The following is a 17,813-nucleotide window of genomic DNA, read 5'->3' as shown; positions in this document are numbered from 1 at the left end:
CCACTGGACCAGCCTGCTCGAGGCCCGGGTGGTGATCGGAGATTTCAAGACCGACCACAACCGGCGGCACCGGCATTCGGCGCTGGGCTACCGGACACCGGCCGAGTACGCTGCGGCCTGCACCCACACCCACCACCCGGTGGGATGCGGAACCAACTGAACACCGCACCAATATCACCTGACTCTATTCCCGGGTGGTCGCGTTATCGGGGACTGCTCACCAGCTTGATGATGGTCTCGAATCGGCTCCCCGATCCCTGAGCGAATCCGTTCCAAGTGCCGGCGAATTCGTAATTTGCTGCCGGGGGTGTAACAGTCATCGCCGCAGGCGTTTGCGCCGTGGTAGACAGTGCCGTTGGACCGACTGAGGTTGTTCCTGTTATCGGTTGAGTGGGAACGGCAGTGGATTCAGTCGTCGGTGAGTCGGCGATGGATTCAGTCTCTCCTTGGAAGAGGGCTAGGCCCACCACTATTCCCACGATCAGTAACACCGCAGTCGTAACGAGTAGCACCGAGACAATCCTTTGATTGTCGGAGCGATGTTGGACTGCGTGACTCGACGGGGCGTTGTATGGGTTTACCTGTGTGGGGGCTGTTCGCGAGTAGATTTGTCCAGCGCGCGCAGTCGCGTTCGCTACAGCCATCCGCGCCGCGCTCGCCAACGCTCCCGCGGATGGGTAACGAAGGAAGGGGTCCTTCGCCATACCCCGTGCAATCACTGCATCGAGTTCATCTGTCAGCTGGGGAACTATCAGCGACGGTCGCGGTGGAGGCTCGGCAAGGTGTGCGGCGATCTTTCGTTCGAGCGTCTCGTATGGGAACGGCTTTGATCCGGTCAGAGATTCGAAGAGGACACAGGCCAGCGAGTAGACATCGGATCGAGCATCGCAACGCTCGGTGGAGAATCGCTCCGGTGCCATGTAATCAAATGTTCCGATTGCGAAACCTGTGCTGGTAAGGGCCGAGTCGCCAACCCCGCGGGCGATACCGAAATCTATGAGATATGTGAAATCGTCCGCCGCCACGAGGATGTTGGATGGCTTCACATCTCGATGGACCAGGCCCGTTCGGTGCGCGGAGTCGAGAGCTGCCGCGACCTGTTCGATATGATGAACTACTCGCAGCGGTGTCAAGCGATCCCGAGCGAGAACAGCTGCCAAGTCGTGCCCTTCGACCAGCCGCATGTCCAAGAATAGCCGACCGTCGATTTCGCCGAAGTCGTGGATAGGTAGCACATGCGGCTCGTTCAGCCTTGCGGCTGCCTGGGCCTCCCGACGGAAGCGCTCCTGATACACCGGATTACCGGCGAGGTGCGCCGCGAGGACCTTGAGCGCCACGACTCGGTTCGTCCCCGTGTCGTGGGCGCGATAGACCTGACCCATCGCACCCTCGCCGATCAGTGCGAGCAACCGATACCGCCCGAATGACTCACCTTCCACGTGACAGCACTATCACGTCGTAACCGATCCAGAGGGCGATCGCTAGGGTCCGTCCTCAAAGCCATATGAGCAGGGTGGCGAGGTCGAGCATTCCTCGATAGGAGGTCGCGGTCTTGTCGTAGCGGGTGGCGATGGCCCGATATTGCTTGAGTCGGTTGAAGCAGCGTTCAACCACGTTGCGGCGCCGGTAAGCGGTCCGGTCGAACGCTGGTGGGCGGCCACCGGCACTGCCCCGGCGACGACGGTGGGTTTGTTGGTCTCTGCGTTCGGGGATCGTCGCGGCGATACCCCGCTGTCGCAGGTGGTGACGGATCGCGCGTGTGGAATAGCCCTTGTCGGCCAGGACCCGCCGGGGTCGGATCCACGGTCGACCCCGACCCGGGCGTGGCATCCAGATTCCTGCCAGGACCTGGGTGAACATGGTGCAGTCGTTGACGTTGCCCGCGGTCAACACCATGCTCACGGGTCGCCCGAGCCCGTCACAGGCCAGATGGATCTTGGTGGTCAGCCCACCACGGGAACGACCGATAGCATGATCAACTGGCTCACTGTGCCCGACGCCGGATCCGTTGTCCCCCTGTGTGAACCACACGAGAGCGCCCACCGGCAGAGTGCTGATGGGCGCGCACGATCGTCGAATCGATCGACACCTCACGATCGAGTTCGGCCACCGCCTCGGCGACCACCCGCACCTTCACCACCAACATGCCCAGAGTGCCGTTACGCGACCACCGCCAGAACCGGTTGTAGACCGTTTTCCACGGTCCGTAGCGTTCGGGCAGGTCCCGCCATGCGACCCCGGTCTTGGCCTTGTACAACATGCCGTTGATCACCCGACGGTCATCGACCCGAGGACGGCCCTTCGCACCCGATACCGGCAACAGCGGCTCGATCACCCGCCACTGCTCCTCACTCAACTCGTGCCTACGCACCACAAACACAGATCAAAGCACATCAACCACACCAACTTTGAGGACAGGCTAGCTTGAGTTTTAAGCTCTGCGGCGTGGTCGTGGCGCGGCGGATTTCGATGCTTGCCGGTTGCTGGCGGTCTTGATGTGCACGTCGTAGCGGGGCGCGGGCTGCTGGTTGCGGTGGCCGGGCGGGCGTCCCGGTCCGGGGCGGGAGGGTTTCGGTGCACCGGCGGGACAGGCTGTCTTCGTGCGGAGGTGCCGAAACCCCCGCCGGACACGTGCGGGTGTAAGCCGTTGCGGGGCAGTAGGTTTCTCCCACGGGTGCCGGAGGTCCGAGGTGAGGCCGCGTGCCAGGCGTAGCTGGGTGTAGGCGGCCAGCAGCAGCCAGGTCCACCGGTCGGCTGCGGCCGGGTCACGTAGTTTCGGACCGGCCCAGCCCAGAGTTTGCTTCAGCATGCGGAAGGTGTGCTCGATGTCGAACCGGCGCAGGAACGCCTGCCACAGCAGATCCACCATCCCGGCATCGAGATCGATGACCGAGTGCCACAGCCATACCGGTTTCGGGATGGCGCCCGACGGTAGGCGGGCGACGTCGAGGCGAATGACAGTGCCCTCGATGACCGGCAGCGTCCCGGTCGCGGCGACCCAGGATGAGCGGTGAGTCAGTCTGGGATGCAACCGATTCCACGATCTCGCGGTGGCCGGGCCGTAGAGGCGCGTCTCGGTGTCGGTGGCTACGTCCGGTTCGCCCCAGGTGGCTGGGTCGCCGAAGACGAACTCGCCGCCGTGGCGGGGCGGGCGGCCGTTGACGCCGGGCACCCGTGGCGGCGCGGCGCGGCGCAGCACCCGGTCCGACCGCATCCGCCCCAGCACGGCCACGGGCAGGTCTGCCAGCAGGAACGCCAGCCGCGGCGAGTCGTACCCGGCGTCGGTCACGACCCAGATGTCGGGGTCACCGGGCCGCCAGTGGCCCGCGTCGATCAGATCGGTCACCACGGTGCGCAGTTGGGCGGCGGTGACGGTGGCGGCGTCGTCGCCGGGTGCCAGCCGTATCGCGTCCAGCGGGGCGGTCCAGGAACTACGGCCGGACTCGAGCGCGCAGACCATCGAATATGGCCATCCAGGGATCATCAGATGCGAATCCTTGGCACGCCCGTAGGTGTGACACAGCATCCGCTGCGGGCAGGTGTGCGCTTCCGGCCGCAGCCAGGAGGTGATATCCACCGCCAGCACCAACCGGCCGTCCGCAGCCCGCGGTAGCGGAGCCGCTGTCACCGCCCGCCGCAGCCGAACAATGTCGATCCGGCCCCGATCCAGCGCCGCATACACGCTGCCGTGGCCTCGGCGATGCTCGCCGACCAGCGACAACTCCGGCAACGACCGCACCGGGCCGTCCGCGCACAACACCGCGTCCACCAACTCGAACACCGCATCCGCTCGCGCGGTCACACACCGGTAGAACTCCTGCCGGAACGTCGACAAGTCCCCGGCCGCACCAGTCCAGCCGGTGTCGTGCACACTATTCACCGAAGCCCTTTGGGTCGAGTTTCCTTCTGTAGCAAGAGGAATCATCACCCAAGGGCTTCTTTCAAGATCAACCAGGGTCCACACCAGCCGCCAGAGCTTAAAACTCAAGCTAGTCGAAATCAGAGGGTGACGCGTCCCCCGGCGGGTCAGTGACTGGTGGTATCAGCGACGCAACTGCTCGAGGTCTGGGTCGCGACCGAGTTTCACCGCCCAGCCCAGGTCGTCGTGTGCGGCGCCTGATCTCCCCTACGACGACGACACCGCCTGGACCATCAACATCAAACCCTTGTACAGCAACGGACTCACCTTGCAGGGCTACACCCCGCTCCAGTTCCCGGACGCGCTCCCCGCCGCCTTCGACGACCTCATTGAGTGGGTCGGCGCCGGACAACTGATCCCCCTGGAGACCGAACGTCACGGACTCGACGCACTACCCGGCGCGATCAGCGGCCTGTTCAACGGCGAGAACATCGGCAAGATGATCGTCACCACGACCTGATCGAACACCGTGGACAGTCCACACAGGTCATTCGCGAACGGCGGGAGCGGCCAGCCTGCGCGCGTTCTCAGCCGCATGCCTGCAGGCCTGCTCCACCACACCACCCAGCACGCCTTCGAGCAGGAACACAGCGTGCCCGTGCGCGCACGCCGCCACCGACAACACGAGGCCACGGGCCTGCTGGTCATCGTCCCGGAGTGCGCGGGCCGGCGCGTCGAGCACAGCGAGCAGGTCCGCACCAGCCGTGACCAGCTCCGGGTAGCGGCGCTTGTCCAACCCCGCGGCGAAAGTGAGCTCGAACAGCGCCCGCTGCTCGATAGCGAACCGCACATAGGCCGCGGCGAACGCCGCCAATTGCTCCACCGGGTCCGCCACAGACCCCATCGCGGCCCGGTACCGCTCGCGCTGGTCCTGGTAGGCACGCAGGACCAGCGCCGCCAGCAGCGCGTCGCGGTCCGCGAAGTGCTTATACGGCGCCGCGACGCTCACCCCGGCACGCCGACTGGCCTCGGCCAGGGTGAACCCGCCGACCCCCTTGGCCGCCATCAGCTCCAGCGCGGCCTGCTCCAGCGCATGACGCAGGTCACCGTGATGCTGCCCGTTGGGCCGCTTGCCTCTGGTCTCCACACGCGTAAGGTTAACAACACTAACCTAGTTAAAGACATTAACCAGAATTCAGCTGGAGGTACCCCGCCCGATGTCCGCCCTGAAATTTGACCTGGCCGTGCACCACACCAGCCTGTCCGTCGCCGATCTCGACGCACAGCAGGCCTGGTACCAGCAGGTGCTCGGCCTACACCAAGTGATCGAGCAGTACGAGCTCGACGAACCAGCCGTGCGCACGGTGGTTCTGCGATCGGCCTCGGGCGTGTGCCTTGAGCTGATCGAGCGGTCCGGGGCGACGCGGCAGCGCGTGTTCGCCGATCCACTCGACGCTGCCGCCACGCTCGGTTTCGGACATTGGGCGCTGTCGGTGCGGGATCTCGACACCGCGTTCGCCGCCATCACGAACGCGGGCGGCGTCGCGGTGTGGCCACCGGCGGACGCAGTCCAGCCAGGGGCACGGTTCGCCTACGTGAAGGACCCGGAAGGCAATCTGATCGAGCTGATCCAGCCGCCCACACACGCCTGACGCAACGACTGCCGATCCCTTGTCCGACGCGCTCGCGTTGAGCGACGCCCGGTGCGTGATCGCGGGAGCTGTCCCGGCGCGACGACGCCGAGAGCAACCAGGACCCCGATGACCCAGCCCCCGCAACCTCGCGAGTCTGCTTCAGGAACTGCGGGTGGTCCAAACCGGCGTGCAGGTGCTCACCGGGTTTCTGCTGACGTTGCCGTTCCAGGAACGTTTCGAGGATATCTCCGCGGCGATGCGCCTGGACTACCTGTTCGTCGCCGGGGCATCGATCGCGGCGACGGCATGCCTGACCGCGCCGGTCGCGGCACACCGCATACTGTTCCGCCGTCATCGTCTCGAAGACGTCGTACACGGCGCGCACCGGTGCGCACTCACCGGAATACTCCTGCTCGGGTGCGCCCTCACCGGCGTGGCGGTACTGATATTCGATCTGGTCGCCGGACCGCTGTTCGCCGTAGCGGCCGGGGTGGGTTCGGCGCTGCTGTTCATCACCCTGTGGATCGCCCATCCGTACTGGCAACGTGCCCATTCCGGACGCTCGTGACGGCCACGCGACGTTCAACAGGGCCCCTCACCGATTTGGGTAGAACGCGCGATTCCGGGTAGCACGCGACTATGAGAGTCGGAGTCCTCGATATCGGATCGAATTCGGCACAGTTTCTCGTGGTCGACGCCTCGGTACGCGCTCCCCCGCTGCCGATTCGCGCCATGAAGGAACCGGTCGCACTCGGCGACGACGTCGACCAATCCGGCGTGATCAGCGAGCCGGAATCGCTCGCGTCGTCGTCTCGCGTCGTAGAAGCCGACACGGCGCTGCCGCTGCGATCGTTCACCGTGCCGCCGATCAAAACCCCGACAACCCTCGCGGTGGTCGGATCATGACGATTTCCGGCCAGAACGGAGCACTGCAGTGGATGACGACGCCACGGTCTATCGCGTGACGCTCACTGCCCTGCGCGGTGACGAACAGTCCCGATTCGCCGACGCGCTCAAAGCTGTCGGCGCGATGATCGTCTACGGGACACATCCGGAACACGTCACGATTGCGGCCACCCCCCAGGCTGCCGCGCGTATCGCCGAATTGCCCTTCGTGCAGTCAGTCGAAGACGTCATCCATGGTCGATCAGTACCAGCGCCGCTGCCGCTGCGGCACTCGGCCCGATAGAAACCCGGAGAGGAAATGGACAGGCAACCAGCAGGTGAAGGAAAGTCACGCGAACAGGTGGAGGCCGAACTTCACGATGAACCGGAATTCGCCGATGAACACACTTCCGTGACCAGCGAATCCGAACCGGAGGAAACCGAGTCCGAATCCCCCGACCAACTCGGCGGCATGGACATGTAGGTCACCGGCGTCGGGGACAGTCATGCGATCGCCGCGGGCCGAACACGACCTGTCGTACGGTCATCGCGCTACCTCGGCTCATCGACCGCGTCTGGGAACGAATTCCTGTGCTTTGGTCTTGACTCCCTGGGTGACCAGGTGCCAGCCGTCGGGATCACCGCGCAGCACTGCCTCCGCCGTGGATTTCATCTGATCCCAGGTCGCATGCGGAGGGATCGGCGGCATCTCCGGATCGCAACGCACATCGAGCAGCATCGGCCGATCCGCCGACAACGCCGCGTCCCATGCTTTCCCCAGATCGTCGGGGTCGTCGACCGCGATGGCGGCGAACCCGCAGGTACGGGCGAGATCAGCGTAGGAGACATCCGGAAGCGACTGCGACTCTTCGAATTTGGGAGCTCCGCCCATCGAGCGCAGTTCCCAGGTCACCTGGTTGAGATCATTGTTGTGGAATACGCACACAACCAGTCTCGGATCGGACCATCGTTCCCGGTACCGGCTGATCGTGAGTAGTTCGGCGGCACCGTTCATCTGCATCGCCCCGTCACCGACGAGCGCGACCACCGGCCGGTCGGGATGGGCGAATTTGGCACCGATCGCATAGGGCACGCCCGGACCCATCGTCGCGAGCGTGCCCGACAGCGAACCACGCATATCACCGCGCATGCGCAGACAGCGCGCGTACCAGTTCGTCGAGGAGCCCGAATCCGCCGTGACGATCGCGTTTTCGGGAATGCGCTCGGACAGTTCCCACGCCACTCGCATCGGGTTGACCGGGTCGGCCTTCAACATCGACTGTCGTTCGATCGTGGACCACCAGCGGGCCACATTCGACTCCACCGTGTCCCGCCAGTCTCGGTCGGTCTTGCGCGTGAGTAGCGGGAGCAATTCGGTCAGCGTCGTCTTCGCGTCGCCGACCAGCGCGACCTCGATGGGGTAGCGCATGCCGATCATCGCGGCGTCGATATCGATCTGCACCGCCCGTGCCTGCCCGAACTCCGGAAGGAATTGCGAATACGGGAAATTGGAGCCGATGATCACCAGGGTGTCGCAGTCCCGCATCAATTCGTAGCTGGGGCGCGTACCGAGCAGACCGATCGATCCGGTCACGTACGGGAGATCGTCCGACAGCACATCTTTGCCCAGCAGCGCTTTCGCCGCACCCGCTCCGGTGAGGTCGGCCAATGCGGTGACCTGCTCCACCGCGCCGCGCGCACCCTGACCCACCAGGATCGCGACCCGCTCTCCTGCTTCGATGACAGCCGCCGCCCGTTCTATCTCGGCGCGCTCGGCGGTGACGGTCGACCGCGGCGTCGACGGCGGGCTGGAAGGAACCTGTTTGAACGCGTGCGCGGGTTCCTCGTAAGGCTGCTCCTGGAGATCGGAGGGAATGATCACCGCGGTCGGCGCGCGTCGCGCGCGTGCGACCCGGAATGCGCGATCCAGGGCGTTGGGAAGCTGTTCGGCGACATTGACCTCGACGAGATAGTCCGACGCCACATCCTTGAACAGGCTCTGCAGGTCGACTTCCTGCTGATAGCTGCCGCCCATCGCGCTGCGCGCGGTCTGGCCGACGATCGCCACGATCGGGACGTGGTCGAGTTTCGCGTCGTAGAGCCCGTTCAGCAGGTGGATGGCGCCCGGCCCCGAGGTCGCCATACACACCCCGACGTGCCCGCTGAACTTCGCGTATCCCACCGCCTGGAACGCGGCCATCTCCTCGTGGCGCGCCTGAACGAAGGTGGGTTCGTCCTCCGCGCGGCCGAAGGCGGCGATCAACCCGTTGATACCGTCTCCCGGATAGCCGAACACCTGTTCCACACCCCACTCGCGTAGTCGTCGCAGGACATGATCGGCGACCTGGTCAGCCATGGTGCTACTCCTGTCCGTCATCGAACCGGTCGTTTCCGCGGTGCGGTACCCCGCCACTCGACTCCCAACCAGATCGGTCCGCGACCCAGGTCCGGTCAGCCGCCCCAAATACACTGGCCGCCGTGTCCTGGAACAGATCCGCGCCGATGAGGACCTGTCCCGTATTCCGGTGGTCATCCTCACCACCTCCTCGTCCGAGGACGACATCCTGGGCAGCTACCGAAGCCACGCCAACGCCTACGTGACCAGACCGGTCGACCTGGACCGGTTCACCGTGCGGATCGATGACGGGTTGATCACGGGCTGTACTTCGTGCGCAATCCGCACAAGCTTTCGCACATCGAACGCGAGACCCCCTTGGACCGTTCGATCCCCGCCCGCAAACCTACGGCGTAGCAGGTGGTCCGGACAGATTCCACGGCCGTTGGTCTCGAATGGTTTCGCAACTCACCGTTTCGCTAAGTGCGGGAAAGTAACGGGCGATGGACGTGCGGTGCAGCTTCTGGAACCGTGACGCCATGGTGGGGAGTGCGTCGCTGTGCGGGCTCGGCCCCGCGGCGGGGGACGCCATCGACCCTGACGCAGTCACCCGCCAACCCAATGCCCGCATGCGGAGCCGCCCCGTCGCGGCGCGCCTCGGCGAGCAACTCGGCGTGCGGGTGGTGTTCCGTGACGGGACGACGACTTTCGTTGAAGCGATCCGCCGCACACTGCCGACCCCCACGTCAGGACCGACACTTGCTACTCATTTGCTGTTGGGTTGAACCCTGAGGTTCCGGGTAGCGCCTACGCATGGAACTACTTGTGATCCTCGCTCTCCTCGTGGTGGTCGGCGCGGTTGTGCTGTACCGCAAATTCAAGGGAACCGACAAGGACCTGGACATGTCTACGGGCAATCCCCCTTCGTCGTCGGCCGACGACGACAAGATCTGAACCTCCGACGAGCCGACGCGATTTCGCTGCGCGTTTCTCGTTAGTTCGGGAGATCAGTGGGTAGAGCCTGTTCATACGCCGATTGATCGACATCATCCTGGTCGACGACTGATACCTCGCCTCCGAGGATCAGGCGACCGCGATCGACCCACGTCGTTGCGGCGGGAGCACCGTCGAATCAAAGCAAAAGAGGGGCCTCGCCCCTGACCGACGTGACGGGCCACTGATCCCCAGCAGTCCTGACGCGTTGCCGAGCAGCGCCGAGTTCCTTCCATCACCGAGGAGTACCGATGTCCACCGATGCGATTGTGTTGCTACGTGACGATCACAAGGCGATCCGCAAACTGTTCCGAGAATTCGAGAAGGCCGGTAGCGACGCCCACGCGACCAAAGGGCGATTGGTCGACAAGATCATCGAGGCGTTGACCGTGCACACCTACATCGAGAACGAGGGGATGTATCCCGACGTCCGCGAACTCGTTCCCGATCTCGAGGACGACATCCTCGAGTCGTATGAGGAACACCACGTCGCGGACATCTTGGTTACCGAACTGGCGGCCATGAAACCCGAGGACGAACGTTTCACCGCCAAGGCCACCGTGCTGATCGAGAACGTCGACCACCATATCGACGAAGAAGAAGACGAATGGTTTTCCAAAGTTCGAGAAAAGTTGGGGCGCAAACAGTTACAGGATATCGGCGCGAAAATGATCGAACTGCGGAAGAAGGCCCCCGCCTCACCCGCCCAACCCTCGGCGCTGAAGAAGACCGTGGACGCGGTCATTTCCTGAGTCGGCCGGGTGCCGCCTTCGCGCGCCTGGGCTGTGGACGAGCTAGCAACAACAGATCGGCCCGCGATCGGTTTGACGATGCCGTCGGCGTGCCCGACCGCCTGATTCGCCACATCCTGATTCGACACCGTTCCGGCGGGGTCCTGCGGATCCGATCATCTGGTCGACACGGGCTATCGGATCGAGGAGGTTCTCATGCATCTGTTTTCACACCGACAGCGGCAACCTCGACAGGCGCGGGGTGATGACCCGCGTGCGCCCTCGGTCGCTGTCACGGTGCCGGTGGCGCCCGGTGATGTCTTCGATGTTCTCGCCGACGGTTGGTTGTACGCGCTTTGGGTGGTCGGCGCTTCCCATATCCACGATGTCGATGACACCTGGCCCAGCGTCGGCGCCCGCATTCATCATGGCGTGGGGCCGTGGCCGATGACACTGCATGACGTCACCGAAGTGCTCGCCGTCGATCCGCCCCACAGCCTTGAATTGAGGGCCAGATCCTGGCCGGTCGGCTCGGCGTGGATTCGGATCGCCCTGCAACCGGGCGAGGACGGGTCCACCGCGATTCAGATGTCGGAGCGGGTCAGCGGTGGACCCGGTCGGCTCCTTCCGGACGCGGCTCAGAAGCTGCTGCTGACACCCCGTAACAACGAATCGCTGAAGCGTTTGGCCGATATTGTCGTCGGAAGGGCAGACGCCGACCGGCAGACCCACGGCTAGCACCATACGGATGTCACCTCGCCCACTACTGCCACAAAGTTACGGCGCTGACGGCGACTCAGCACAATACCGATCAGATGCAACAGTAGATATCTGTGCCGCCAGCCCGATTGCAGGTCGCGGCATGCCGGGCCTGCCGTCCCCCCAATTTCAGAGGTGGGTTTAGGCGACGCTGCCGCCCCGCCACCATTACCTGCGACGCTCACCTGCATCGTTCCTGCCCCGGGCGGGGCGATCGAGGTGATCTGGCTGGCCGAATCAATCGTGAACGAAGTCGCCGTGCCACCGAATCGCACCGTCAGTGGACCGGTGAAGTTCCGGCCGGTGATCACGACAGTGTTGCATCCCTCCGCCGGTCCCGATGCCGGTGACGTCGGGGACCACGACGTACACGAACGACCCCGGAGTTGGCGCCGCCCGGGGCGGTCACGGTGACCACGACGATCTCGGTTTCCGCCGGTGAGACGCCAGTATCTGGGTGCCACAGCTCGATGTCTCGACTGCGCGACCCGTACTGCATGCCCTGTTGACCCGCCGATGCGCTCAGTGAGCCAGTTGATCGGCTCGCGCCCAAGACCTATGTTCAGGCAAAGCGGTGGCGATCGACTCGAAAGCGGCTCCGAGGGTTGTGGCGCTTTCGATGCCGTCGAACTCGTCGGTGATCCCGGCGGTTTGCAGCGCCTGCTGGCCTGCTGGGATGTAGGCGATGGCTTTGAGGTGGCGGTGGGCTTCCTGCAACAGCACAGTGAGTTTCGGGTGCGGCAGGGTTGCTGCGATGAGCAGGGCGTCGAATTCGATGGAGCGGGCGGTGTCGAGGGTGCGTGAGATCGGAATCTTGTTCTGCCGAGTGCCGAGTTCTCCGCCGTGCCCGGCGATGACCAGTGCGGTCATCGACTGATCGGTGATGGCGTTCACTGTGGCGGCCAGGTCCGCCAGATCGGTGGCGTCGTCAGCGAGGATGCCGATGATCCGACCGTCAACGGGCCAGCGTGAACCGATCTGTGTCAGCGCCGCGGAGGTGGTGGGATCGGAATGCTCGTTGACCTTGGCGCGCACGGTGATACCGAGGTTGGCCGCGACGGTGCGCGCGAGTTGTTCGTCGATGTTGCGCAGGACGCCGACTGTTCGTTCCTTGATGGCCTTCTCATAGCATTTGCCGAGTTCGAAGCTGTAGGCCTCGGCGACGTGCTGCTGCTCGATCGGGGTGAGGCTGGCGTAGAACATGCGCGCACCGCTGTAGTGGTCGTCGAAACTCGCAGGCGCTTCACGGACCTTGGTGCCCTCGACCGGCTCGGGATACTCGATGAGCGCTTCGCCCGGTCTCGCGGTGAACGGGCAGCCGCCGTCGAGACTGTTGGGCCGGTAGGGAGCCACCCCGGAATGCACCGCAGTCTGGTGCATGCCGTCGCGGAGCATGTCGTTGACCTCGGCGTGGGGTCGGTTGATCGGCAGTTGCGCGAAATTAGGTCCGCCGAGCCGCGTGATCTGGGTGTCGATGTAGGAGAACAACCTGCCTTGGAGCAGCGGGTCGTTGGTGAGGTCGATACCGCGCACCAGGTGGCCGGGATGGAACGCGACCTGCTCGGTCTGGCTGAAATAGTTGGTCGGGTTGGCGGTGAGGGTCATCGTGCCGATGATCTGGACAGGTGCCAGTTCTTCTGGAACGAATTTGGTGGGGTCGAGCAGGTCGATCCCTTCGAAAGTCTGGTCCTCGATGTCGGGAAAGACCTGGACCCCGAGATCCCATTCGGGGAACGCGCCCGCTTCGATGGCATCTGCCAGATCGCGTCGGTGCATGTCCGGATCGACGCCCGCCGCGATCTGCGCTTCTTCCCACAGCAGCGAGTGCACACCCAGCTTGGGCTTCCAGTGCAGTTTCACCAGAACGGTTTTGCCGCGCGCGTTGACGAAGCGGAAGGTGTGGACGCCGAAACCCTCCATCATCCGGTAGGAGCGGGGCAGCCCGCGGTCGGACATGTTCCACAGGGTGTGGGCGGTGGTTTCGGTGTGCAGGGACACGAAGTCCCAGAAGGTGTCGTGGGCGCTTTGCGCTTGGGGGATCTCCCGGTCGGGGTGTGGTTTGGCGGCGTGGATGATGTCGGGGAACTTGATGCCGTCCTGGATGAAGAACACCGGGATGTTGTTGCCGACCAGATCCCAGATGCCGTCGTCGGTGTAGAACTTGGTGGCGAATCCGCGGGTATCGCGCACCGTGTCCGCGGAGCCGCGCGATCCCAGCACCGTCGAGAAACGCACGAAAACCGGTGTCTGCTTGCCCTTCTCGAATACCGAGGCACACGAGATCTTCTGCGCGGCCCCGTTGGCGACGAACACCCCGTGCGCAGCCGCGCCCCGCGCGTGCACCACACGCTCGGGAATCCGCTCGTGGTCGAAGTGGGTGATCTTCTCGCGGAGATGGTGATCCTGCAACAGGACCGGCCCGCGCGGCCCCGCCTTGAGAGAGTGATCGGTGTCGGCGAGCGGGGTGCCGTTCGCGGTCGTCAAGCGGGCGCCACGCGGGGCGACGGCGTCCTCGCTGTCGCTGGACTCCGTACCGGTCGGGGTTCTCGGGTCGGGTCCGCGCTGATCGGGTTTGGGTGGCAGCGGTGTGCGCGGGCGAGTCGGCTCCTTGATCGAGGGGGGTTCGCTACTCGGTGCGCCCGGGACGGTCGGCTGCTTCTCGGCATCGGGTCGACGCGCTGAGGGGGACATCGCGAAACCTCCTGTACTCGATTCGGCCCGAACTGAGGACGTCGATCCGCAAGAGCGTGTACCGGCACCGCTCAGGTCACAGCCACTGGACTGGCCTGCTATACCCCACGCGCTCCTGACCAAACACCGACCTCTACTCCTCTCACCTGCATGGATAGGCTCCACAGCACATCTTCGAGGCGACCGCGGGTCCGAAAGTCGACCCGGTGCATCCGATGCGGACTCGTCGAAGCCGCGAGCAAGGAAGCCGCTGTGGAGAAAGCGCGTGCCGAGTCGACGAAGCCCGCCAAGCCGCCCACCAGCAAGACCGCTGAACGACGCCGCCCGTCAAACCCGACGAAAGGGGCGCGGGGCGACCACTCACCCCGCGCCCCTTTCCCATCGGCGGCGATCGTGAGGAAATTGTTTGGCCGGGACCGGTTTGCCGGCCGGAAAACGGTGAAGTCCGCATCTGCGGGTGGGGAAGATGGACCAAGGAGAACAGCTATGTCGGATCCGGAGATATCCAGTGACCACGGCCGGGCTGCGGCCTATCCGGGCGACGGGAATTTCCCCGACCACGCGCGCACCTCGCGCAGCCACGCCGGTGAAGGAATCCAGGACGGCTACAACGTTCCCGGCATCGTGCTGTGGGCGCTGGGCATCGTCGCGTTGGGCCTGGCCCTGACCGCAGCGGCATACGGATTCAACGGGTGGGCGATCATCGCCGCGATCGTGTGCGCGATCGCCATCCTCACCGGCACAGGATGGCTACTGCTCGAACACCGCCGCATCAAAAACAAAGAAGGACTCGCCCTGACAGACCAAGCAGGGCACTGACCACACCGAAACCGACGCGCCCCAGGAAGCCGACGGCTCGGCCGCAGCCTGCTCGAAGGGCTGATCGTGCTCAAAGATCTGTTCCAGCAGGGCATGGCGGTGAGGATCCTGGCGGGCATCGCTGCTGGCGAACGCACCGAACGCAGCCTCACCCTGGCCCTGGCTGAGGACCGGCGCCGCGACTTCGTCCCCAAGACCCGCGGCGGCCTCGAGGCCGCTGGCCGCCGCGGCCGAAAAGGCGGACGACCCACCGTCGACGACGACGACAAGAGACGCGCGATTCTGGTCCGCCGCGCCGAAGGACAATCCCTGCGCGAGATCGCCCGCGGCGGTCGAGATCAGTCTGCCCGTGTTTGTACGGTGTGGTGAAAACCGCCGAACTCGGCACCGATCCCGTGCCGGGGCGTCTTTAGTGGATTCCGAGGTCAGCCGTCGTCTCGCCGACGCCGATCTCGTACGCGGTGATGGTTCGTACCGGAGCCTGGTGGTAGTCGGCAGGAATGGATAGGGAAACAGGCCAGAAGCCGGAGCCGGTTGTAGGCGAGGACCAGCGTGAACGGCCCTCCCCCGATACTCCGGGAGCGGTAGGCTCTTTCCGGTTCTGGTTCGACGACCATCGTTGGGAATGGTCGGAAGAGATCTGGCACCTCTACGGCTACGAACCCGGTGAGATGACCCCCACTACCGAGTTGCTGCTGGCCCACAACCACCCCGACGACCGTGCCGCGGTCGCTGACGCCCTCGCGGCCGCGGTACGCGATCACGGGGCGTTCGGCAGCCATCACCGCGTCATCGACACCGCGGGGGTCCATCACCAGGTGATGGTGGTGGGCGACGGAATGTTCGACGCGACCGGGACCGTGGTCGGCACGCAAGGCTATTTCATCGACTTGACCGCCAGCATCGCCACCTACGGGCGAGAAGCACTCGATGAGGTACTGCCCGACCTGGTGACCTCACGCGCGGACATCGAGCAGGCCAAAGGAATTCTGATCCTGGCCTATGGACTCAGCCCCGAGCAGGCGTTCGCGACACTGCGGTGGCGATCTCAAGAGACCAACGTCAAACTCCGGACCTTGGCGCGGCGTCTGGTCGCCGCAGCCAGAGCGCTACGCGGAGGACCTCCCCGGCAACGACTACAGATGGACCATATTCTGCTGAGCCTGCACGAATACCTGGATCCACCCGATGACCAGACCTGACCGCAAGGGGCAAGGTTCTTGCCCGTTGGCCGGGCCGATGAGCGGGCGACCGCAATCATCCTGATCTGGTGCTCGCCCTGGCCGAGGTAGGTTGCTCCTCGCGGGGGACCCCGAGGCATGCGAGGGCCGGGCCTCACGCAGCGGTGGTGTGGACTCGTGGCTGCCGGGTCCGGTGATCGAGTCCCATGACTTGTTCCCACCAGTCGTCCAGGGGGCTCGGGTCGGGCCAGGTGACGGGCTGTTCCTCGGTATCGATGTCCTCGCGTTGCGGGTAGTCGGTCATGAGCGTGTTTCCTTCGCCGGATTCACCTACATCCCGGGCTGCCCGTGATCAGGGTCGCACCCGGCTCGAACTGGGAACATCTTCTTTCGACACGGATCGAACCTCGTATCCGGGCCGTGTTGCTGCTTGTTGTGCATCCGCCTGAGCATCCGGGTGCGCGCGCAGGCGGTCGTTGTCGGCGTGTAGTCCGAAGCTGAGGTCTTCGAGGTCGAGGATGCGTGCGATCCCCGCCAGGTTCACCCCGGCCGCGGCCAAGGCGGCGATGCGTCGCCGCCGGGCAAGGTCGTCGTTGCTGTAGCGGCGGGTCCCGCCATCGCTGCGAGCAGGGGTGAGCAGGCCGTGACGTTCGTACAGGCGCAGACTCTGGACTCCGATCCCGGCCAGTTCCGCGGTAACCGAGATCCCGTACACAGCCTGCCCGGAGTCCGGCAGATGCGAATCTTGCGGCACAGCAGTCCCTTCCCTTCACCCATCCACACGTTCCAACAGGTTTCCTATTCTAGGGGCTTGCACTCATATGTCCAGAGTGGTAAAACAAATCTATGCCGGATAACAGAGGTTATCTGGATCTACCACAGAGATTGGAGTGTTGGAGGTGGCGACCATGCTGATGCGTACCGATCCCTTCCGTGATCTGGACCGACTCACGCAGCAGGTGTTCGGCACAGCGGCCCGTCCCGCGACGGTGCCGATGGATGCCTGGCGCGACGGTGAGCAATTCCGGGTAGAACTCGACCTTCCCGGCATCGACCCGGACTCGCTGGACCTGGACATCGAACGCAACGTCGTGACCGTACGAGCCGCACGCCCGGACCTGGACTCGGGCCGGTCGATGATCGCCGCGGAACGACCCCGCGGAGTGTTCAGCCGTCAGTTGTTCCTCGGCGAGGGCCTCGATACCGACAACATCACCGCCGACTACACCCACGGAGTACTGCGGTTGAGCATCCCGGTGGCCGAGAAGGCCAAACCCCGCAAGATCAAGATCGGCCACAGCGACACCGGCCGACAGCAGACCATCGACGTCTGAGGCCTGCCCCCCGTCCCTTCGTATCCGACGCTCCTGTCCTGGGGGTGGCGGCGTCATGACTACGAAACTCGACACGTCCCCCTTCGGCGATGTCGAACCGGTGCTGGATCTGCTCGACCCAGACCTGGAAACGTTGTTCGACGAGGTCGAGCAGATCCTGCGCCGCACCCGCACCGAAACAGTGGCCACCGCGGCCAGACTCCGGGCCCAGCGAGATCCCCGTTGCGGGCATCCGCCCCGCGGTGGTCACGAGATCGACATCCCGAGGCCGGGCGGGCGCGCCCCAGCGCGGGCCTCCGACGCGCCGGGCCGATGAACCGAATACAGTGCGACCCTTCCGAATACCGATGTGAGCCCGAGGGAAGCGAGGTGATGGCCCGTATCGCAGACGAGTCACGTTGTTGTTCCCTTCGTGGTGTGGGTCCGGGCCTGCAACCGGACCCACACCTTCTGCTGCCCCGCGGTACCAACTCGACATCGCCGCTGTCACCGACCGCATCGAGCAATCCTGGATCTCCCGACATCCGATGATGACTACTCTCTGCCCTGCTGACTTCTCCCCGCCGACACTGGCGGAACCGTCCCAGTGACG

The 17,813-nt window shown here is 64.7% G+C and carries 23 protein-coding genes and 2 pseudogenes; 15 read left to right on the top strand and 10 right to left on the bottom strand.

Going from position 1 to position 17,813, the window contains the following annotated elements; translation table 11 throughout:
- Nucleotides 1-13 precede the first annotated feature (13 nt).
- Nucleotides 14-160: a hypothetical protein gene (locus tag JZ792_RS13865; protein WP_438804326.1), complete on the top strand. Its 147-nt coding sequence runs from the start codon at nt 14-16 to the stop codon at nt 158-160.
- Between the two features lie 43 nt (nt 161-203).
- Here JZ792_RS13865 and JZ792_RS42940 read toward each other — a convergent pair whose 3' ends face one another.
- The 3 genes from JZ792_RS42940 to JZ792_RS13850 form a co-directional block, all read right to left on the bottom strand.
- The gene (locus tag JZ792_RS42940) at nt 204-1,439 is read right to left on the bottom strand and encodes a serine/threonine-protein kinase (RefSeq protein WP_216910712.1); all 1,236 of its coding nucleotides are present in this window, start codon (nt 1,437-1,439) and stop codon (nt 204-206) included.
- A 55-nt stretch (nt 1,440-1,494) separates the two neighbouring features.
- Nucleotides 1,495-2,380, bottom strand: a protein-coding gene (locus tag JZ792_RS13855) for an IS5 family transposase (protein ID WP_435831567.1) whose coding sequence is annotated in 2 segments (ribosomal slippage) — nt 1,495-1,986 and nt 1,988-2,380 — 885 coding nt in all. Because the reading frame shifts where the segments join, the coding sequence is not laid out codon by codon here.
- A gap of 51 nt (nt 2,381-2,431) precedes the next feature.
- Nucleotides 2,432-3,925, bottom strand: a complete 1,494-nt coding sequence (locus tag JZ792_RS13850) for an NF041680 family putative transposase (protein ID WP_308165290.1) — start codon at nt 3,923-3,925, stop codon at nt 2,432-2,434.
- 241 nt (nt 3,926-4,166) lie between these two features.
- On the opposite strand from JZ792_RS13850, the gene JZ792_RS13845 reads away from it, so the two are divergent.
- Nucleotides 4,167-4,379, top strand: a complete 213-nt coding sequence (locus JZ792_RS13845; protein ID WP_216910708.1) for a hypothetical protein — start codon at nt 4,167-4,169, stop codon at nt 4,377-4,379.
- A gap of 27 nt (nt 4,380-4,406) precedes the next feature.
- Here the strand turns inward: JZ792_RS13845 and JZ792_RS13840 are convergent, their stop codons facing one another.
- Nucleotides 4,407-5,006 (bottom strand): TetR/AcrR family transcriptional regulator, encoded by a 600-nt coding sequence (locus tag JZ792_RS13840; protein WP_216910706.1) that lies wholly within the window; start codon nt 5,004-5,006, stop codon nt 4,407-4,409.
- A gap of 70 nt (nt 5,007-5,076) precedes the next feature.
- Here JZ792_RS13840 and JZ792_RS13835 point away from each other — a divergent pair, with 70 nt between their 5' ends.
- From JZ792_RS13835 to JZ792_RS13820, 4 genes and pseudogenes are all read left to right on the top strand, one after another.
- Nucleotides 5,077-5,511, top strand: coding sequence for a VOC family protein (locus JZ792_RS13835; protein ID WP_216910705.1), 435 nt, complete (start codon nt 5,077-5,079; stop codon nt 5,509-5,511).
- 133 nt (nt 5,512-5,644) lie between these two features.
- Nucleotides 5,645-6,061 (top strand): annotated as a pseudogene (locus JZ792_RS13830) (DUF6328 family protein); the annotation flags it as partial.
- A gap of 71 nt (nt 6,062-6,132) precedes the next feature.
- Entirely contained in the window at nt 6,133-6,399 is a 267-nt protein-coding gene (locus JZ792_RS13825; protein WP_216910701.1) for a hypothetical protein, read from the top strand.
- 28 nt (nt 6,400-6,427) lie between these two features.
- Nucleotides 6,428-6,682 (top strand): hypothetical protein, encoded by a 255-nt coding sequence (locus tag JZ792_RS13820; RefSeq protein ID WP_216910699.1) that lies wholly within the window; start codon nt 6,428-6,430, stop codon nt 6,680-6,682.
- A 45-nt stretch (nt 6,683-6,727) separates the two neighbouring features.
- Here JZ792_RS13820 and JZ792_RS13815 read toward each other — a convergent pair whose 3' ends face one another.
- Complete coding sequence (locus JZ792_RS13815; RefSeq protein WP_216910697.1) at nt 6,728-6,886, bottom strand: hypothetical protein; 159 nt, start codon at nt 6,884-6,886, stop codon at nt 6,728-6,730.
- Nucleotides 6,887-6,940: 54 nt separating this feature from the next.
- Nucleotides 6,941-8,734: a thiamine pyrophosphate-requiring protein gene (locus tag JZ792_RS13810; protein WP_216910695.1), complete on the bottom strand. Its 1,794-nt coding sequence runs from the start codon at nt 8,732-8,734 to the stop codon at nt 6,941-6,943.
- A 103-nt stretch (nt 8,735-8,837) separates the two neighbouring features.
- On the opposite strand from JZ792_RS13810, the pseudogene JZ792_RS41995 reads away from it, so the two are divergent.
- From JZ792_RS41995 to JZ792_RS13795, 4 genes and pseudogenes are all read left to right on the top strand, one after another.
- Nucleotides 8,838-9,005 (top strand): annotated as a pseudogene (locus tag JZ792_RS41995) (response regulator); the annotation flags it as partial.
- 521 nt (nt 9,006-9,526) lie between these two features.
- Nucleotides 9,527-9,667, top strand: coding sequence for a hypothetical protein (locus JZ792_RS13805; protein ID WP_216910693.1), 141 nt, complete (start codon nt 9,527-9,529; stop codon nt 9,665-9,667).
- Between the two features lie 290 nt (nt 9,668-9,957).
- Nucleotides 9,958-10,458 carry a hemerythrin domain-containing protein gene (locus tag JZ792_RS13800; protein WP_216910691.1) on the top strand — a complete coding sequence of 167 codons (501 nt, stop codon included), beginning with the start codon at nt 9,958-9,960 and terminating at the stop codon, nt 10,456-10,458.
- 276 nt (nt 10,459-10,734) lie between these two features.
- Nucleotides 10,735-11,175 (top strand): SRPBCC family protein, encoded by a 441-nt coding sequence (locus JZ792_RS13795; RefSeq protein WP_368858156.1) that lies wholly within the window; start codon nt 10,735-10,737, stop codon nt 11,173-11,175.
- Here JZ792_RS13795 and JZ792_RS43205 read toward each other — a convergent pair.
- On the bottom strand, nt 11,172-11,660 hold the full coding sequence (locus JZ792_RS43205; protein ID WP_216910687.1) for an IPT/TIG domain-containing protein: 489 nt from the start codon (nt 11,658-11,660) through the stop codon (nt 11,172-11,174). The genes JZ792_RS13795 and JZ792_RS43205 overlap by 4 nt on opposite strands.
- A 58-nt stretch (nt 11,661-11,718) precedes the next feature.
- Nucleotides 11,719-13,887: a catalase gene (locus JZ792_RS13785; protein ID WP_216910685.1), complete on the bottom strand. Its 2,169-nt coding sequence runs from the start codon at nt 13,885-13,887 to the stop codon at nt 11,719-11,721.
- Nucleotides 13,888-14,373: 486 nt separating this feature from the next.
- Here JZ792_RS13785 and JZ792_RS13780 point away from each other — a divergent pair, with 486 nt between their 5' ends.
- The 3 genes from JZ792_RS13780 (at nt 14,374) to JZ792_RS13770 (ending at nt 15,908) form a co-directional block, all read left to right on the top strand.
- Complete coding sequence (locus JZ792_RS13780; protein WP_254189768.1) at nt 14,374-14,706, top strand: hypothetical protein; 333 nt, start codon at nt 14,374-14,376, stop codon at nt 14,704-14,706.
- A gap of 66 nt (nt 14,707-14,772) precedes the next feature.
- Nucleotides 14,773-15,075: a hypothetical protein gene (locus JZ792_RS13775; RefSeq protein ID WP_216910683.1), complete on the top strand. Its 303-nt coding sequence runs from the start codon at nt 14,773-14,775 to the stop codon at nt 15,073-15,075.
- Nucleotides 15,076-15,206: 131 nt separating this feature from the next.
- Entirely contained in the window at nt 15,207-15,908 is a 702-nt protein-coding gene (locus JZ792_RS13770; RefSeq protein WP_216910681.1) for an ANTAR domain-containing protein, read from the top strand.
- A 133-nt stretch (nt 15,909-16,041) separates the two neighbouring features.
- Here JZ792_RS13770 and JZ792_RS13765 read toward each other — a convergent pair whose 3' ends face one another.
- The gene (locus JZ792_RS13765; protein WP_216910679.1) at nt 16,042-16,191 is read right to left on the bottom strand and encodes a hypothetical protein; all 150 of its coding nucleotides are present in this window, start codon (nt 16,189-16,191) and stop codon (nt 16,042-16,044) included.
- Between the two features lie 48 nt (nt 16,192-16,239).
- The gene (locus JZ792_RS13760; protein ID WP_216910677.1) at nt 16,240-16,641 is read right to left on the bottom strand and encodes a MerR family transcriptional regulator; all 402 of its coding nucleotides are present in this window, start codon (nt 16,639-16,641) and stop codon (nt 16,240-16,242) included.
- Between the two features lie 154 nt (nt 16,642-16,795).
- Here JZ792_RS13760 and JZ792_RS13755 point away from each other — a divergent pair, with 154 nt between their 5' ends.
- On the top strand, nt 16,796-17,221 hold the full coding sequence (locus JZ792_RS13755; protein ID WP_216910675.1) for an Hsp20/alpha crystallin family protein: 426 nt from the start codon (nt 16,796-16,798) through the stop codon (nt 17,219-17,221).
- A gap of 55 nt (nt 17,222-17,276) precedes the next feature.
- Nucleotides 17,277-17,537 carry a hypothetical protein gene (locus tag JZ792_RS13750; protein ID WP_216910673.1) on the top strand — a complete coding sequence of 87 codons (261 nt, stop codon included), beginning with the start codon at nt 17,277-17,279 and terminating at the stop codon, nt 17,535-17,537.
- Nucleotides 17,538-17,813 lie beyond the last annotated feature (276 nt).

Origin of the sequence: Nocardia noduli, from assembly GCF_019038455.1 — a bacterium.
GTDB lineage: Bacteria > Actinomycetota > Actinomycetes > Mycobacteriales > Mycobacteriaceae > Nocardia > Nocardia noduli.
Note: the sequence above shows the minus strand (reverse complement) of the source record. Positions and strands in the feature narration are given on the sequence as shown.

Coding starts and splice junctions, on each gene's coding strand:
- JZ792_RS13850 (WP_308165290.1), bottom strand. CDS start 3,925: ATGATTCCTCTTGCTACAGAAGGAAACTCGACCCAAAGGGCTTCGGTG.
- JZ792_RS13835 (WP_216910705.1), top strand. CDS start 5,077: ATGTCCGCCCTGAAATTTGACCTGGCCGTGCACCACACCAGCCTGTCC.
- JZ792_RS13825 (WP_216910701.1), top strand. CDS start 6,133: ATGAGAGTCGGAGTCCTCGATATCGGATCGAATTCGGCACAGTTTCTC.
- JZ792_RS13815 (WP_216910697.1), bottom strand. CDS start 6,886: ATGACTGTCCCCGACGCCGGTGACCTACATGTCCATGCCGCCGAGTTG.
- JZ792_RS13810 (WP_216910695.1), bottom strand. CDS start 8,734: ATGGCTGACCAGGTCGCCGATCATGTCCTGCGACGACTACGCGAGTGG.
- JZ792_RS13805 (WP_216910693.1), top strand. CDS start 9,527: ATGGAACTACTTGTGATCCTCGCTCTCCTCGTGGTGGTCGGCGCGGTT.
- JZ792_RS13800 (WP_216910691.1), top strand. CDS start 9,958: ATGTCCACCGATGCGATTGTGTTGCTACGTGACGATCACAAGGCGATC.
- JZ792_RS13785 (WP_216910685.1), bottom strand. CDS start 13,887: ATGTCCCCCTCAGCGCGTCGACCCGATGCCGAGAAGCAGCCGACCGTC.
- JZ792_RS13780 (WP_254189768.1), top strand. CDS start 14,374: ATGTCGGATCCGGAGATATCCAGTGACCACGGCCGGGCTGCGGCCTAT.
- JZ792_RS13770 (WP_216910681.1), top strand. CDS start 15,207: ATGGATAGGGAAACAGGCCAGAAGCCGGAGCCGGTTGTAGGCGAGGAC.
- JZ792_RS13765 (WP_216910679.1), bottom strand. CDS start 16,191: ATGACCGACTACCCGCAACGCGAGGACATCGATACCGAGGAACAGCCC.
- JZ792_RS13755 (WP_216910675.1), top strand. CDS start 16,796: ATGCTGATGCGTACCGATCCCTTCCGTGATCTGGACCGACTCACGCAG.
- JZ792_RS13750 (WP_216910673.1), top strand. CDS start 17,277: ATGACTACGAAACTCGACACGTCCCCCTTCGGCGATGTCGAACCGGTG.